The organism is Legionella stuttgartensis, assembly GCF_977063405.2.
The window spans coordinates 263,438-279,173 of record NZ_CDRUHA020000058.1 but is presented as its reverse complement, the minus strand read 5'-3'; the positions used below and the strand labels follow the sequence as shown (position 1 = coordinate 279,173).

Genomic DNA, 15,736 nt, shown 5'->3' with positions numbered 1-15,736 from the left:
TGATGAATATAGTTATCCAACTTTTCAAGAATATAAAATGTATTGTTTTTAAAAAAGATAATATAACAATTTATTACAATGGATTTAATGAATTACTGAATTTAATGGAATTGGTTATTGAACTTGATAAAGATGAACATTCTGTTTTTACATATGTAGTTGACCATGATACAGAAGAAACTAATAAACTGAAGTACCACGAAGGAATTAATCCAGATTATAGTGATGAAGGTCATTATCATTTTGAACGAAAAGATAAAGGAAAAATATCTATTAAGGATGTTATCCGATTACTGGATTATTTAGTTCATTACAATCTATTGAATGATACAGATAAATTTACAGTGATTAAAAGGTATTGTGAAGAAAAAGAAGCCCAAAGAAAACCAAGTATTTTTTCTCATATAAGTGATAAGGACTCAGTGAGTCTTGTTCCTGCTGAGCGTATGATAAACCCAAAGTAAGTGTGATTAATGTTGATGAACTGCGACTTTTTATCGATTTCATCATATAGAAGGCAACAGGTGATTTATGGCAATTTGCTCAACTCAGGAACTAAATGTTTAGTGCGATGTAAATAATTACTGGCTATAATATGCTTCATATTTGATCTTGATGCTTATCTAATGAATATATTATACATACCATTTTCATTTGAGGATGCTTTATATGATTTGCAAAGGAAAGCCAAGGTTTGGTATGAGCGCTCTAAAAAGAAGAATAAAGAAGTATTCATTATTTATCACGATAGCGATAAAGTCACCAACCAAGACAATATTCATAAGGCTTTGCAAAATGGGGAATGTCACATTTATATTTTAAGCCATGGTATGGATACGTCTCAACTCATAGTATGTAACCAAACAGTTGATGATGATACTTATCGAGAACTTACGATAGAGAGCGTTGCAAAGAATTTTATAACTGATTTGGTGATACCAAACTTTAGTGATAAAAACGTCATTAAGCTATTCTTTTGTGATGAATACCGACTAGAGAATAAGTCTCGCTGTATGGCGGAGCAATTTCGTAAACAATTAGGTGAAGCACTCCAAAAGATGGAGATCGAGTATTATTCAAAGGTGAGTCTAACTGTCCCCGGAATAGAGGCGCAGAGCTTGTTTGCGGGAGCGAAGGGAGCTGTTAAAGTACTCCACATGAGCAATGATGTCTTTGACTTTAACTTAACTTGTCTTGTAGGAAAGGCTAAAATGTTTAGACATGGGCTAAATGAACAAACATCAGTAAGCGCTCCGTCTTCTTGTCTATTATCAGCACGATTCTTTGGCAGGCCGCTACAACACAAAAAAGTAGAATATCCTGAGTATTCGCACCCTATTCTAAAAGAGTTGGCTAAAAAATTTGTCAGAATAATACAGTCTGATAAATTATTATCAAAGAATCAAGATAATATTATTGATGAGTTATTATCTCTTTTACCTCGCAATATAAAAAGTTATATGGTGGGTTCGACAAAATTTACTGGTAAGAGTGTGAAACTTGAATTTAATATTAATAAGGAAATTCTTAAGCTTTATTTAAAGGAATTAGGAATTGCTCCTGAAAAATCTGAAATTTCAGAAAATCAAAAAAATAAAATAATTTAAAGTGAATGCCATAAAAGTGCGATTCATCACATTATTCGTCAAAGATCCTTTGATATTATTGACGCTGTTATAAAAATTTCCCTTTTCAGGAGGATAGAGTTGATAGAATTTTTTCTGCACTTCCTTCGGGGTAGTTCTCTCTATTAACGCGCAAATAGACAACCTGCTCTTTTTCTGCAAGTGCGACTTCAATCACTCCTTTAATACTTAATAGTTGAGCAATAATGTTCTCTTTTTTCTCGGACCATGGATAGGGTAAAATAAGTGTTGCAACAGAGACGTTTGAATTCATTGAAATTGAAGTAATTAACCAAAAAACACCCATAATGGCATTAGTAATAAAGATCCCTTCGCTACTGTTCCACTGATACAACACACCAGATAGTGCGCCACCAATAAAAAGACCTAAAAATTGACTGGTTGAATAAATACCCATGGCTGTCCCTTTACTGTTGGGATTTGCCTGTTTCGATACAAGAGAAGGTAATGCTGCTTCGAGGATATTAAAAGCAACAAAGTAAATTAACATGAGGGTGCACAAACTAAACCAATTTTGAAACGTATAGGCCAATAATAATTGTGCCACGGTCATTGTAAGAACTGAGGAAACAAAAACGCTTTTCATGCGCCTTTTCTTTTCTGCAAGCACAATAAAGGGGATCATCAGTATAAATGATATAAGCATAAGTGGCAGGTAAAAATGCCATTGTTGGGATAAATGCCCTAGTTCTACTTGCTTTCTTAAGATATAGGGGATGGCAAAAAAAGTTGCTGTTAGAATAAAGTGTTGGCAGAAAATGCCTACATTAAGCCGTTGTAGTTGCATGTTAGAAACAACTTGTTTCAATAAAGCGGGATTTGTTTCACTGTCAATATGAAAACGTTCACTTACCGGTTTAGGAATGACCAAATGAAGCAAAATGATTCCGGTTATTGCTAATAACGTAGTGAGGTAAAAAATACCGGCTAGGCCGAAATGATGCGTAATAGCTGGGCTCACAACCATAGCCAGACTAAAAGATGTGCCGATGGTCATACCAATGACAGCCATTGCTTTAGTGCGTTGCTCATCAGGGGTAAGATCAGCAAGTAATGCGATTAAAACGCTTCCAATTGCCCCAGTACCTTGTAATGTTCTGGCGAGGATCATTCCATAAATAGAATCCGTCATAGCGCCAAGTAAGCTTCCACAAGCAAAAAGGAGTAAGCCCAAAGTAATCATGGGTTTTCTACCTATTTTATCAGAAAGCATACCAAAAGGCATTTGAAGGACGCCTTGAGCCAACCCATAAACTCCAAGCGCGAAACCTACCAATGCAGGAGTCGCGTTTTGCAAATTTTCTGCATAAATACTAAATACAGGAATGAGTAAAAACAAACCAAGCATGCGAAAAGAAAAAATTGCAGCTATAGGAAATACAGTTTTAAACCAAGAATGCTTCATTCATTATTATATGTTTAACTTAATCGTGTGCCGATAGTACAAAGTTAGCCCTCTAGAAACAAGATATTTAAAAATTTAATGATCTAATCATTGCTTTATCGATAAATAAAAATGAAAATGTAGTTTTTTTGTAACTGTTCTTCCAAGGGTGTCGATATATGAGCGCTTGGTATCTTGAAATCGTAGCCTAGGCGGAGCGAAGCGGAACCTGGGTTTTTGTAGGGAACAAATTCCCGGGTCGCTTCGTGTTCACCCAGCCTCTACATGGACATGATTTCTTAAGTGGTACCATTGTTTTATCAACAGTTGCTTTTATTTTTAATAAATTGAAGTTGATGAGGAATATTCCATGAGTTTGGTTTTTGCAGATAAAGTTGGATTGATTACTGGCGGTGCACGAGGTATCGGTAAGGCGACTGCATTAAAGTTAGCACAGGCAGGATGTGATATTGCTATAGTTTATTACAACAGCTCTGATGAAGCCCAAGCTTTAGTTAAAGAAATTCATGCTATGGGGCGCAAGGCAATTGCCCTTCAAGCTAATGTGGCCGACCATCAGTCTGTGAAAGAAATGTTTGCTCAATTCCGAGAACACTTTAATCGACTTGATTTCTTAATTAGTAACGCGGCCAGTGGTGTTTTAAAGTCGGCACTTAAGATGTCAACGAAACATTGGCGTTGGTGTTTAGAAACGAATGCCTTGGCATTAAATCATTTAGCGACAGAGGCTCGTTCATTAATGCCCAAAGGAGGTCGCATTATTGCTTTATCCAGTCTTGGCGCATCTCGAGCAATTCCTAATTATGCCTTTATCGGTGCTTCTAAAGCGGCTCTTGAAGCATTAGTTCGCTCTTTGAGTCTTGAGTTAGCTGCTGATGGGATTACTGTGAATACTGTTTCTGCTGGAGTAGTTGATACAGACGCATTAAAGCATTTTCCTAACAGAGAACAATTACTTGATGAATATCAAGCTCACTCTTTGACCGATAGACCATTGACAACACAAGATGTCGCCAATGCAATTTATCTCTTATGCTTGCCGGAAGCGGCTATGATTAATGCGCATACTTTATTTGTTGATGCAGGGTATAGTCAGGTTGGCTAATACCTCATCACTTTAATTTTGTGTCTTTAAAAAAATATATGGTATAATTCCGGGCTTTTTAAATTAGCTGATCTCTGAGGAACAAAATATGAATGTAGCAGACGTTTATCCTAAGGTTAGGGAAATTGTTGCTGATGTGTTAGTAATTGATGCAGAAGAAGTATCTCTTAACAGTCGATTGATAGCAGATCTAGGCGCTGAATCTATTGATTTTCTTGATTTGGTTTTCCAGTTAGAAAAAGAATTCAAAATTAAAATTCCTCGTGGTCAATTGGAAAAAAATGCACGTGGTGATTTGGCGGAAGACGAATTTGAAAAAGGTGGCGTTATTTCTGAGCGCGGTTTGAAGGCATTGCAAAACTATTTAAGCGAGGTTCCTGCAGATCAATTCAAACCCAACATGAAAGTCAATGAAATACCCTTGTTATTTACCATTGAAACTTTTTGTAAATTAGTTGTTGTTGCGATCAAAGAGCAACAAACTGCCGGAGCAGGGGCTTAGTTTCGGTTTACTTTTAAAGATTAAATAGGGTTTAATAAATACTGATGAGATTCTTATTCGTTGATCGTATAGTAGAGTCATCTCCTGGAGAGTTAATCCGGGGGATCAAGCATATTACCTCAAATGATACGTTCCTCACAGTTGATGAACAAGGGCGGCCTTGTTTTATTCCTTCTTTAATCGGTGAAACACTAGGGCAATTGGCTGCATGGAATGTAATGGCGCTGCAAGAATTTACTCGTAGGCCTGTGGCTGGTATCGTCGCACGTGCCTCCATGCATCGGAGGGCATATGTCGGGGAGACTTTATTGCTGGAGTCATTTATAGAGCACATAGATGATTCAGTCATGCAATATCATAGTGAAGCCCGGGTGGGTAGTGAGCTTGTCTTCAGTCTTGACGGCGCTTTAGGCCCTTTGCTGCCTATGGATGATTTTATCAATTTGGATGAAGTGAAACAGCAATTTTCTGAAATTAACCGCCCTGGTGACTGGTCGGTTATTAGTAAAGAAAGTGGGCCCGAGGTAGACGATTATCTGCTAATGGGTTCGGAGTTATCCGTAATGCCCATGACATTTGATAGAATTCGTTCCAGTGAACCAGGGGTTAGTTTAATCGCTGAAAAAAGAATATCACGAGCAGCCCCTTATTTTGCAGATCATTTCCCCAAAAAACCTGTATTACCTTTGACGGTATTATTGGAATGCAAGCTTAATTTAGCTTATGAATTTGTTCAGCGCGCAGGATATACAACGCATTATCAAGTGAGCGAGTTTCGCAAAATAAAAATGAATGAATTTGTCTATCCCGGCGATGTTCTTGAATGTAATGTAACAGTTAAAAAGCAAACAGAAGACGAGTTGATCCTGGCCTACCGCAGCGAGGTTGCCGGGAAACGTGTTTGTGTTGTAGATGTGGTACTTATTCCCAGAGGGTAAATAAAGTGAAAAAAAGACGAGTGGCTATTACAGGTTTGGGTGCAGTTTCCCCTTTAGGACTTGATGTACAGTCCACATGGTCTAATTTATTGGCAGGACACTCCGGAATTGCTGAAATTAAGCAATTTGATGCCAGTGCTTTTCCGACATATATTGCGGCTGAAGTAAAAGACTTTACGCTTGATCCCAAATTAATTACCAAACGTAGTCGCTTTTCAGTGCATTTTACCCGCTATGCTCTTGCAGCCGCTCAACAAGCTTTTGATGATGCTGGTATTGTGCCTACCGAACAAACAGCAGGCCAGTGGGGAGTAGTTACAGGCAGTGGTATGATGACTGCTGAATTTGATTATCTATCTCGATTTCAACAAATTTGTGCCCAAGATGGTGAAGCAGATTGGGGACGCTTGCTGGATAACACACAAGAATTTTATAAATTATCTGATTTTGGTAAAACGACACCAAACTCAGGATTGTCTTTATTGATTCAACAATACGGAATTAGAGGTTATGCTTCCTCAGTTCATACCGCATGCGCTTCAGGTGGCCAAGCATTAGGATTAGCAATGCAAGTCATTCGGCGGGGTGAAGCCGATTTTATGTTGGCTGGCGGATTTGATTCAATGATTAATCCATTGGGATTGTCTAGTTTTTGCCTATTAGGTGCCTTATCAACGTACAACAGTACACCGGAAGCAGCAAGTCGACCTTTTGATGCGACACGTAATGGTTTTGTTTTGGGAGAAGGGGCTGCTTTTTTAATTCTTGAAGAATGGAGCAAAGCAAAAGCCCGTGGTGCTCGCATTTATGCCGAATTGGCTGGCGAGGGGAATTCCTTAAGTTCTTATCGAATTACTGATTCTCATCCAAATGGTGATGGTGCGATTCAAGCAATTGAGCGTGCGCTTCAGGATGCAGGAGTACAGGCTTCCGATGTGGATTACATTAATGCACATGGCACCTCAACCAAAATGAATGACTTAAGCGAAACGAATGCGATTAAAGCTGTTTTTGGAGAGTCTGTTGCAACTTTGCCAGTAAGTTCGACTAAAGGTCAAACGGGGCATTTGATTGCTGCGGCAGGGGCACTTGAGGCTGTATTATCCGTTAAATCAATAGAACAGGCACAGATACCTAAAACGGCCAATTTAACTAACCCTGATCCAGAATGTGATTTGGATTATGTGGTTGATGGGCCACGGGAACGATCTTTGGGCGTGGTTTTATCCAATTCTTTTGGATTTGGTGGCTCCAATAGTTGCTTATTGTTTAAGCATCCTGAGTTTGGAGGAGCAGATTTATGAGTCAGGACAATAGAGTATTTATCACGGGGCGCAGTGTATTAACTGCATCAGGTGCTACTGCGGATGCAACTTGGGATTCAATTCTTTCTGGTAAAAGTGGCATTGCTGAAATAACCCAGTGGGATTTGTCACAATGGTCTCATCGTTTGGGAGGGGAACTAAAAGAGTTCAATCCTGCAAAAATGCTACCGGACCGTAAGTTGATGAAAGTCATTTCACGTCAGGATGTGATGGGAATTAATGCTGCAGTACAAGCAATCGAACACAGTCAAATGATTGCTTATCGCGATACTCTTGAAGATCCCAATTCATTTAATGAGCAAACAGCGGTCTTTGTGGGTTCGCCGGGGAATAAATATTTTCAACAATATGATTTTTTACCGTTGTTAGCAAAAACCCACGGCAATATGCAGCAATTTGCGCAGCATTTGTTTGAAACAGTCCATCCAATGTGGTTATTACGAATATTACCTAATAATGTTCTTGCATATACAGGGATTACCTATGAATTTAAAGGCCCTAATCATAATGTAACCAATCATGCTGTGGGTGGAACCCAAGCTCTATTGGAAGCATATCATGCTATTCGCACCGGTCAGGCAGAGCGAGCGGTCGTTGTTGCCTATGATATGGGTATTGAACCACAAGCGCTATTTTATTATGACCAATTAGGGGTATTGAGTAATCAACATTTAAAACCTTTTGATGAGAGCCATGACGGCACAATTTTAGCTGAAGGTGCTGCGGCTTTGGTATTGGAAAGTGAAGCCAGCATGCGTGCACGCTCAGCAACGGGTTATGGTGAGATTATCGGTGGTTTATCTACTAGTGAAGCAGAAGGCCTGTTTTCTCTGGATACAAGTGGGCAAAAGCTTACTGAATTGATGCAGCGTACTTTGGATCTTGTAAAACTAAGTTCTAATGATTTAGGATTTATCGTTGCACATGGAAATGGTAATAGTAAATCAGATTATAGTGAATCTCAGGCAATACAAAATGTGTTTGCCGAAGAGGAAATTCCAGTAACAGCATTCAAGTGGTCTATGGGACATACTCTATGCGCTTCTGGATTGATTGACGCAGTAATGACAACCTATGCACTTTCATCTAAATGTGTGCCAGGGATAGCTAATTTGCAAAATATTGCATCCAGTTGTGATGGTTTATTCGTAAGTTCAGAGCATAAGACTTTAAAAAGAAAACCCTATGCACTAACGATTAATCGAGGATTTGCCAGTATGAATGCGTGTTTGGTGATCAAAGCTTGTGACTAAATTAGAGCAAAAAGTTAATGAATTGCCCGTGAGCTGGTTAGGTCGATTCGTCCATAAATTTTTACCCTATAAGCGGCAAATAGTTATGGCCAATATCGATCGTGTTTTCGGTGATCAATTAAGTCAAGCGCAAAAAAAGCGGCTTGCTATGTCCTATTATTCACATTTGCTTAAATCCTTTAAAGAAGCCATTCAATTGCGTTTTATGTCAGAAGATGATTTACGCAATCAGGTCGAGGTTCGCGGTCACGAAAACATGCTGGCGGTTGTCGCACAACAAAAAGGTGTTTTAGTTCTAACAGGGCATTTTGGCAATTGGGAAGTTGCACCAATCGGCGGTGTTTTAAATTTTAAAGAATTTCAAGGACAGTTTCATTTTATCCGTCGTACTTTATCAATCAAATTTATTGAGCGCAGTTTGTTTAAGCAATACTACCAAGTCGGTTTAAACGTTATTCCTAAAAAAAATTCTCTAGATAAGGTTTGCGCTGCTTTAGAGCAAAACCATGCAGTCATTTTTGTTCTGGATCAACATGCTTCTTTAGCGAATCGTGATGGTATCGCTGTAGAATTTTTTGGTACGAAGGCAGGGACTTACCGAAGTTTAGCAACGTTATCTCGTTATACGGGAGTCCCAGTAATTCCTGCTGCAGGCTATAGATTACCCAATGGGAAACATGTTTTAGAATTTTATGATCCTATTCCTTGGAACGATTATGGAAATGCTCAAGAATCCCTGTACCATAATACATTGGCTTACAACCAAGCTTTAGAACGTATTATTTTGGCTCATCCTGAGCAATGGAACTGGATGCATAAACGTTGGAAGCTCAAGGCCTAATCGTTTCACTACTACTGATTACATTTTTAAACGATTCAATATGTTCCACCTCAAAGGTATCTTCCTCTTCTTGTGTTGGTTCTTTCATTTTAGAAAAAAAACTTTCCGCCCAATGGAATGCGCTTTGTGCATATCCCGTTGCCTCACAAGCATATTCTGAAAATACTTTCGAGGCGTTCGTAACAAAGTCAGAAGATGCCTCTGTTTTTGAAGGTTTTGGGGGAGATTTGATTATTAGTTCTGGCATAGGGCAATCCAATTCATCAGAAACATATTGGAGGTGATCGGAATCGTCATTGACCTCCGCAAGCAAGGAATCCACCTCACTACGTTGTTTTTCTTTTAAGGTTAATTCCAACAAATGGAATCGATTGACAATAAATGGAGTTTGGTTTTCTTTTAACCAGCGATAAAGCTCTTCGTTGTGTTCTTTATGGATCATTACGTAATGATATAATTTATGGAGTTTTTGTCTTGTTTTGAGCTCTTCTTTAGGCATTATCTGTAACGAATAACTATCGAATGCTTTAATAATGGCTTCAAATTTTTCCTGTGTTAATGGCAATCGAATTTTGTTTAACAAAATCAAAAGATCTTTTTCTTGTTCTGGAGCTGAAATTGCTTTTTTTGCTGGATTTGTAGCTTTTTTTTTATTGTTTTCCACTGGGCCCAATGACTCAGGAGCAACATAATCAGGCGGGTTTGGTTTAAAAAAACCACTCCATCCATAAGTCCAACATCGTTTAATCCATTTAATGAGAGATGCAAAAAATCCTTGATTTTGGGTCCAAATTAACTCTTGTCGTGCTTCTGAAAGCCCTTGTTGAGCTACCTGGATGATTTCCTGATTTTTTTCGGAATTAAGATTTTTTAACGCTAAGGTACATAAATTAATCACGTGTTGATAATTTTCCTTCCCTCCACGTAAACCAAAATACCGGACGATCCTCTTTGCATCAAACAGAAATAATTGATAGCTGATTTGTTCGTCAAAGAACATGGGATGATTTAAAAAAGCAGTAAATAGTACTTCCTTAATTGTTTTATCTAATTCAGGACGCCTTAACATAAACCCAATGTGATGTATGGCTTGGTTTCGTGATTTTAAATGTTCTGAGCCTGCGAAGAACTCCATGTAGTCATTGATTAGTTTCGTAATGGGCTCAGGGTCCCCTTTATAGTGTATTAAAAAATACTCAAAAAAATTAATCGACTTATCATGCTTAATCAATCCTTCTATAAAGGGGTTTTCATCGGCATTTAATAATTGTTTTTGCTCTTTTGAGACCCCAGGAATAAGTGGATTTAAATAAACTGTTTGCATAACTCTTTGAGTGTTGATTCGCTTATTTTGATAAAATAATGAAACATCTCCGTTTAATGCATGATTTCTTAAGTAGCGATTAGTTAAAAAAGCGGTGCTTTTTGCTAATTCCTTAAATGCGAGTTTATCATTTAAATAAAAAAGTAATTCAATAGCTTCAAGTGAAAAAGGATGATTTTTATCTAATAATTTTTTTGTTAGTTGATTGATATAACTTGCATATGCCTTATTATAGTGGCCGTTGAGATATAGACGCATCGCTAAAATCAAATGAGATTCTTTATTCGCATGCTCTAAAAATTTAAGAGGGAGGTTATTAAATAATCCTAAATGTTCAATAATATTGATGAGGATTGTTTCTTTTTGATTCAACTCCATTTTGCTTAGTTCATCGATGACATTGGGGCCTGCAATGTGCATTAAATGCGCCAAGACGTAATGGGCATTAGGCATGGATGAAAAATGGCTGAGCCAATAGGTTAGAACGCGGTGTCTCTCATAGAGGGGATATCGTTCAATTAACGCTTCAATCTGCGTTTTGGTTAATTGATGAAAATGAGGGACTGAGCAAAGAATACTTATTGCAGCCTCGGGTTCCAATTTGCCAATTAATGGAGTTGAGAGCGTTGTCAAATCAAGTTGATGAATCAAGGGGTTAAGGCGTGAGGGGATATGATGATCTTGTTGCGTTAATCGATTTAATAATGAATCTCCTCTTAAACAAGATAGGAATTCTTTTTGACTTAACAAGTGAATAATTAAAAGGGATTTTACTGTGCGACTTTGCACTATTTTGATGGACTCAAGAATGTTTGAGGCGGTCAATTGCCCCTCTTCAAGAGTAGTTAAAAATTGAGTTTGGCTTCTTATATCCTTATTGATCTCTTTTAAGTACTCAGAGTTCCCCATAGCCGCTTTGAATAAATCAAAACTTTGTATTTTGCTTCCTGTCATGGCACTCTCCTTTTAGTCAAGCACCGGTTTCCAAAATAGCTTTCTTTCGAAACCTACTGTGGTGGCAAATTACTTCGTCGATGTGGTGCTTGAATCCTCATGTACTCCAGTACACTCCGGTTCTACGCGCTCTATTACTTCTCATACATGCTCGCCGCAGCGAGTTGCGATGGAAGTCTAATGAGTCAGTGCGAGTGTGAGGTCGTTCTTTCAGGATAACTCTTTGTAAATAAAATTCAATACTTGTGTTAATTTTGTATAAAAAGTTAAATGGGTACGAAGAGGATTCAATTCTCTATTTTTAAAACAAGCTCCCTTCATAAACAAAAACGGCCGGACCAGTGAGGGTGATGGCCTGATTAAATTCAGGCCATTCAATAAACAAATCGCCACCAGGTAATGTAACTTTTATTTGTTTATCCAATTGATGGTATAAACGACCAATAGCCGCCGCTGCAACAGCACCACTTCCACAAGCTTGTGTTTCTCCACAGCCGCGTTCATAAACACGTAAGTTAATATGCTGTGGACTCATAATTTGCATAAATCCAACGTTGGCTTGAGCAGGAAAACACGGATGCAAACTGATTTGTTTTCCCAGAGTATCAACTGGTGCTGTTTCTGTATCGGTTACCAATAACACTGCGTGTGGATTTCCAACGCTTAAGGCATGGAAGCTGACCATTTTTTTGGATGGAAGTTCTAAAGAGTACTCAATAGCTTGTTGCTCCGCTTTAAACGGAATAGACGATGGCTCTAATTGAGGAACTCCCATATCAACGCTCACACTAGAGTCTGGATTGATATGTAAATTCATCTGTGTCGTTTTGGTCGCAACGGTCAAGTGATTTTTGTCGGTTAAACCGTAGTATTTAGCAAATAAAGCAAGGCAACGTGCTCCATTACCGCATTGACCAACTTCCTGACCATCGGCATTAAAAATTCGATAATTAAAGTCAATACCCTCTTGCTGGCTAGATTCAATCAGCAAGCATTGATCAAAGCCAATCCCGGTATTTCGGTGAGCCATAGTCGCGATTTGCTGGGTACTTAGATTAATATTCTGATGGATCCCATCGATCACAATGAAATCATTGCCTAAGCCATGCATTTTTGTAAATTTAATGTTCATAAGTTTTTCTGTCGCGTTAAGAGTTGCTTTTCGTGGCATTTTTTGTTGGTTGTGGCAAATAAAGAGGTCCTTTTTGCCCACAAGCCGATAAGAATAGTACAAGACAAGCTATAAATAAAAAGCAAATTCGTTTCATTAGCAATAAGCAAGTTAGCGATTAAAGGATAACTATCTATTTATTTGAGTAAAAATTCAAGCAATATACAATGTTTTTGAAGTAACCCGGGAAAATTTTAATAAAAACCCCGGGTTCTGCCGCTTAAACGTTGAGCTCCAGTGCTTTTTCTGTTCTTTCATCATCGACATCGACATCGACATCGACATCGACATCGACATCATCAATCGATATATCAAGCTCTTTTCTATATTCATTCAATGCCGAAACCACATTGTCTCCAGAGGATTGCCAAAATAAAAGTGATTTAACAGAGGAATAGCCTACATGGGCATAAACTGCAAGTGCAATTAATCCAAGGCCAGCAAAAAGAATTCCTCCTGCAATTACGACATTTCTGATATACCGTTTTAATTGCGAATCACGATGTTTGGTCAGTGTCTTTTCTACTCTATCTAAATAGTTGTAAAATTGGCGGACTCTCTCTTTAGGATGAGGAATTTCCTTTTTATTGCGCAAAATATTAAGTAGTTTAGATACTTCTTCAATTTTGACGTTTATTTTATCATCGGCTTCTTTTATTTCATCATCTTGTTCTAAGTCTTTAGGCCTATGTGATAATTGAGATTTGAGTGAGGCCAAATATTCTTCGGTTAATGGAATGAGTTTTTTATTAATGAGTAATAAATGCTCAGCCTCTTTCTCATCGTTCAATGCTTTATGATATTCGGTTTTTTTGCGTTGTTCCGCTCTTAAGGCTGTGTTATTTTCTTTCAGTTGTTGATTTTTTTTCTCTAGGTTTTTCTGTATTTTATCAATGCGTGCAACTAGAGATTCCTTTTCCTCTTCTAAAGTAGTCTTTTCTAGCTTAAGTCTGTCAACTACTCCATATTTGTTAATAGCATGGCGTTCTACTAACTCCTTGAACGTTCCTTTTTCTGCGAGTTCAGGCAAAGCATCAGGGCGGTCTCGATAAAATTTTTGCGCCGCAACATCAATTAACGCTTCTGCTTTTTTTCGGAGATGCAGCTCATGCGTATTGAAAACAGCCACCTCAGTTGCAAGTTCTCGTACCCGAGCTAATGCTGCTATGTCATCAGTGAAGACTCCAATTTGATGATACAGTTTTTCAAACTCATCAAAAGAAATACTATATTGCTCCTCAAATCGTTGTGTAAGTTGGTCAACTAAACTTTCTTCAGTATTGCTTTTAGGTAGTTTTTCCCCCAGTTGCTGGCAGATGTATTCTATTTTTATTCTTATTGGATGATTCGCTAACTCAGCAAACCTAGGACTTTCCATGATCTCTTTGATATCCGGATTAATCTCTCCATCTGAATAACGATCATCTTTATTGATTTGGGTTAATAAAGCATTAAAAAAGCATTTCAAATTTGTATCGGTTGATGTTTGCAAACGGTTAAATTCATCTTGCAAGTTTGCATGCTGTTGTCCTACTGTTTGTGTAATTCCTTTTAAACTCAAGGTATAGAGGGAGTGGACAAATTCTTGAATGGTGTTATTGTTTATTTGTAGTAATTTTTCAAACTCTTCAAATGTAGCAATGATGGCCACAAAAAGGTCTTGCTTTTCTCGTTGCTTACTCTCTTCACTCCAGTCATCTGTCAGGTATTGTTGGCTTACTCGTTGAATTAATGACCCAAATGAATCTAAAACATCTTTGCGCGCACTTTCACTGTCAAGTATCGTTGTGGATGTAATCGAGTGCTCAGTAAGGGATGATGAAAGAGAAGTTGAAAGATTTGTTATTTTTTTAATGTTTCCAGAGAGCAATTTTTTGGCTGAGTCAATCAAGCGTGCTAAATTTGTTTCCGTGGAATTAACTTGGAATATTTTGAAGAAATACTCTTTCATTAATAGGCTATGCTCATCATTTACATACCCGATATTTTTAGGGAAAACTTCTGTTAAAAGACCATATTTATGACCAGTTCGAAGCATTTTTCTTTGAGGGGCCACACCCATAAGGGTATAATGGGTGGAATTAAATGCTTCATAGGCCGCTCTATTTGCATAAATTTTATCATAAAGCTTGCGGAATATGGCTTGAAAATCAAGTTTTGCTACATCAATGTCCCCTTTTAAGTTTTCAAGAAAAGGGATATTTTTTCTACCTAAACCTGTAGGCTCACGAAAAATCTCTTGAGCATTATTAAACTCAACTCCATGTACGGTTAAAAATTTAAGTAGCTTAAAAATCATCAATTTTTGCACGTGAGTCGCTTTAGTTGTTTCAGGCGAAACGACAATGTTTTGTTGAGATGCATTAGTTCCAGCCGAGCCTGTACCATGATGTCCAGGGAGGGTGTTGCGAACTATTATTTGATCAGCTGTAGACGCTTCTGGGTAGATTGGTGTAAAGCCCCAATCAGAACGTTCATTTTCGTAATAGACAAATTCCGCATGTTTTACAACAGGTGGAAGAGTAAAAAATCTTTGATCGTACCAGGTAACAGGCCAACAATCTCCAGGAACCGGATCAATGATAAAAAGATTCATTGATACGTTAGAGATATTCGTTTTTAATGAATTAAACCATAGTTCCTGGGCTTCTCTATCTTTAGGCAGTTGGGTTAGTAATGGTTTAATAATGTCAGGAGTATTATTAAACGGTTTATCTTTTTGTTTTGCTTGTTGGCGCTCGGTTTGTTGCAATGAGAGTAGTTTTATTAACTGCTCAAAATTATCGCAAGAATTAATGGCTTCTTTGATTGCATTTATTTCATGAGCAATCAGAATGGATTCAACGCCACCTCTACTGTGCGCAATTTCATTAAGTTCTGTTTGTCCACGAACAAGCGCATTTAAAGCGATACCCAGTCCAATTCCAATTTTTTCGCCAACATTGCCGCCGTCTGTTTTGGGACCATTAACAACAGCAACCTCTGAGGACTGATAAGGAACAAGTTGTTTGGGAGCAATCGTCGGCTTTTCTTCTGTTTTAATCAACGTAGAAACAATACTTAAAGTTTCTCCCTTCGGGTAGAAGTTCCGTATTATAGTTCCGACTTTCAAAGGTGTTTTTTTCTTATCTTTTAGAGTAGGCGTGTATTCTGTATCTGTCCCTAACATCGTAAGGGTAAATGACTTGGATTCTACTTTCTTAAACATGCTATTGCCGCTTCTTGATTCAGACTAGCGAACTATAATTCATGTTGGCTAATAATGGAATAGC

The 15,736-nt window shown here is 37.9% G+C and carries 13 protein-coding genes; 8 read left to right on the top strand and 5 right to left on the bottom strand.

Features of this window, described 5'->3' with window-relative positions:
- Positions 1 to 2: 2 nt before the first annotated feature.
- Together ACWTEW_RS18055 and ACWTEW_RS18050 are read left to right on the top strand one after the other, a co-directional pair.
- On the top strand, positions 3 to 464 hold the full coding sequence (locus ACWTEW_RS18055; RefSeq protein ID WP_454783050.1) for a hypothetical protein: 462 nt from the start codon (positions 3 to 5) through the stop codon (positions 462 to 464).
- A gap of 162 nt (positions 465 to 626) precedes the next feature.
- Positions 627 to 1,607, top strand: a complete 981-nt coding sequence (locus ACWTEW_RS18050; RefSeq protein WP_454783049.1) for a hypothetical protein — start codon at positions 627 to 629, stop codon at positions 1,605 to 1,607.
- A gap of 85 nt (positions 1,608 to 1,692) precedes the next feature.
- On the opposite strand, the gene ACWTEW_RS18045 is transcribed toward ACWTEW_RS18050, so the two are convergent.
- Complete coding sequence (locus ACWTEW_RS18045) at positions 1,693 to 3,051, bottom strand: MFS transporter (protein WP_454783048.1); 1,359 nt, start codon at positions 3,049 to 3,051, stop codon at positions 1,693 to 1,695.
- Positions 3,052 to 3,400: 349 nt separating this feature from the next.
- Between ACWTEW_RS18045 and fabL the strand changes: the two genes are divergently transcribed.
- From fabL to ACWTEW_RS18015, 6 genes are all read left to right on the top strand, one after another.
- Entirely contained in the window at positions 3,401 to 4,156 is a 756-nt protein-coding gene (gene fabL, locus ACWTEW_RS18040) for an enoyl-[acyl-carrier-protein] reductase FabL (RefSeq protein ID WP_454783047.1), read from the top strand.
- A gap of 88 nt (positions 4,157 to 4,244) precedes the next feature.
- Positions 4,245 to 4,658 (top strand): acyl carrier protein, encoded by a 414-nt coding sequence (locus ACWTEW_RS18035; protein ID WP_454783046.1) that lies wholly within the window; start codon positions 4,245 to 4,247, stop codon positions 4,656 to 4,658.
- A 44-nt stretch (positions 4,659 to 4,702) separates the two neighbouring features.
- Positions 4,703 to 5,596: an ApeI family dehydratase gene (locus tag ACWTEW_RS18030; RefSeq protein WP_454783045.1), complete on the top strand. Its 894-nt coding sequence runs from the start codon at positions 4,703 to 4,705 to the stop codon at positions 5,594 to 5,596.
- 5 nt (positions 5,597 to 5,601) lie between these two features.
- A complete protein-coding gene (locus ACWTEW_RS18025; protein WP_454783044.1) occupies positions 5,602 to 6,900 on the top strand; it encodes a beta-ketoacyl-[acyl-carrier-protein] synthase family protein in 1,299 nt (432 codons plus the stop codon).
- On the top strand, positions 6,897 to 8,174 hold the full coding sequence (locus tag ACWTEW_RS18020) for a beta-ketoacyl-[acyl-carrier-protein] synthase family protein (protein WP_454783043.1): 1,278 nt from the start codon (positions 6,897 to 6,899) through the stop codon (positions 8,172 to 8,174). Before ACWTEW_RS18025 ends, ACWTEW_RS18020 begins: the two co-directional genes overlap by 4 nt.
- Complete coding sequence (locus tag ACWTEW_RS18015) at positions 8,167 to 9,015, top strand: lysophospholipid acyltransferase family protein (RefSeq protein ID WP_454783042.1); 849 nt, start codon at positions 8,167 to 8,169, stop codon at positions 9,013 to 9,015. The genes ACWTEW_RS18020 and ACWTEW_RS18015 overlap by 8 nt, the downstream gene beginning before the upstream one ends.
- Here the strand turns inward: ACWTEW_RS18015 and ACWTEW_RS18010 are convergent.
- The 4 genes from ACWTEW_RS18010 to ACWTEW_RS17995 form a co-directional block, all read right to left on the bottom strand.
- A complete protein-coding gene (locus tag ACWTEW_RS18010; protein ID WP_454783041.1) occupies positions 9,005 to 11,293 on the bottom strand; it encodes a hypothetical protein in 2,289 nt (762 codons plus the stop codon). The genes ACWTEW_RS18015 and ACWTEW_RS18010 overlap by 11 nt on opposite strands.
- Positions 11,294 to 11,594: 301 nt before the next feature.
- Entirely contained in the window at positions 11,595 to 12,425 is an 831-nt protein-coding gene (gene dapF, locus ACWTEW_RS18005; protein WP_454783040.1) for a diaminopimelate epimerase, read from the bottom strand.
- A gap of 16 nt (positions 12,426 to 12,441) precedes the next feature.
- Positions 12,442 to 12,561, bottom strand: coding sequence for an LPS translocon maturation chaperone LptM (lptM, locus tag ACWTEW_RS18000; protein ID WP_454783039.1), 120 nt, complete (start codon positions 12,559 to 12,561; stop codon positions 12,442 to 12,444).
- Between the two features lie 123 nt (positions 12,562 to 12,684).
- Positions 12,685 to 15,672, bottom strand: coding sequence for a hypothetical protein (locus ACWTEW_RS17995; RefSeq protein ID WP_454783038.1), 2,988 nt, complete (start codon positions 15,670 to 15,672; stop codon positions 12,685 to 12,687).
- Between the last annotated feature and the right edge of the window lie 64 nt (positions 15,673 to 15,736).

Excerpts from the sequence above, each read along its gene's own strand:
- ACWTEW_RS18010 (WP_454783041.1), bottom strand. The coding sequence starts at position 11,293 with ATGACAGGAAGCAAAATACAAAGTTTTGATTTATTCAAAGCGGCTATG.
- lptM (WP_454783039.1), bottom strand. The coding sequence starts at position 12,561 with ATGAAACGAATTTGCTTTTTATTTATAGCTTGTCTTGTACTATTCTTA.
- ACWTEW_RS18045 (WP_454783048.1), bottom strand. The coding sequence starts at position 3,051 with ATGAAGCATTCTTGGTTTAAAACTGTATTTCCTATAGCTGCAATTTTT.
- ACWTEW_RS18035 (WP_454783046.1), top strand. The coding sequence starts at position 4,245 with ATGAATGTAGCAGACGTTTATCCTAAGGTTAGGGAAATTGTTGCTGAT.
- ACWTEW_RS18020 (WP_454783043.1), top strand. The coding sequence starts at position 6,897 with ATGAGTCAGGACAATAGAGTATTTATCACGGGGCGCAGTGTATTAACT.
- ACWTEW_RS18050 (WP_454783049.1), top strand. The coding sequence starts at position 627 with ATGAATATATTATACATACCATTTTCATTTGAGGATGCTTTATATGAT.
- ACWTEW_RS18030 (WP_454783045.1), top strand. The coding sequence starts at position 4,703 with ATGAGATTCTTATTCGTTGATCGTATAGTAGAGTCATCTCCTGGAGAG.
- ACWTEW_RS17995 (WP_454783038.1), bottom strand. The coding sequence starts at position 15,672 with ATGTTTAAGAAAGTAGAATCCAAGTCATTTACCCTTACGATGTTAGGG.
- fabL (WP_454783047.1), top strand. The coding sequence starts at position 3,401 with ATGAGTTTGGTTTTTGCAGATAAAGTTGGATTGATTACTGGCGGTGCA.
- dapF (WP_454783040.1), bottom strand. The coding sequence starts at position 12,425 with ATGAACATTAAATTTACAAAAATGCATGGCTTAGGCAATGATTTCATT.
- ACWTEW_RS18055 (WP_454783050.1), top strand. The coding sequence starts at position 3 with ATGAATATAGTTATCCAACTTTTCAAGAATATAAAATGTATTGTTTTT.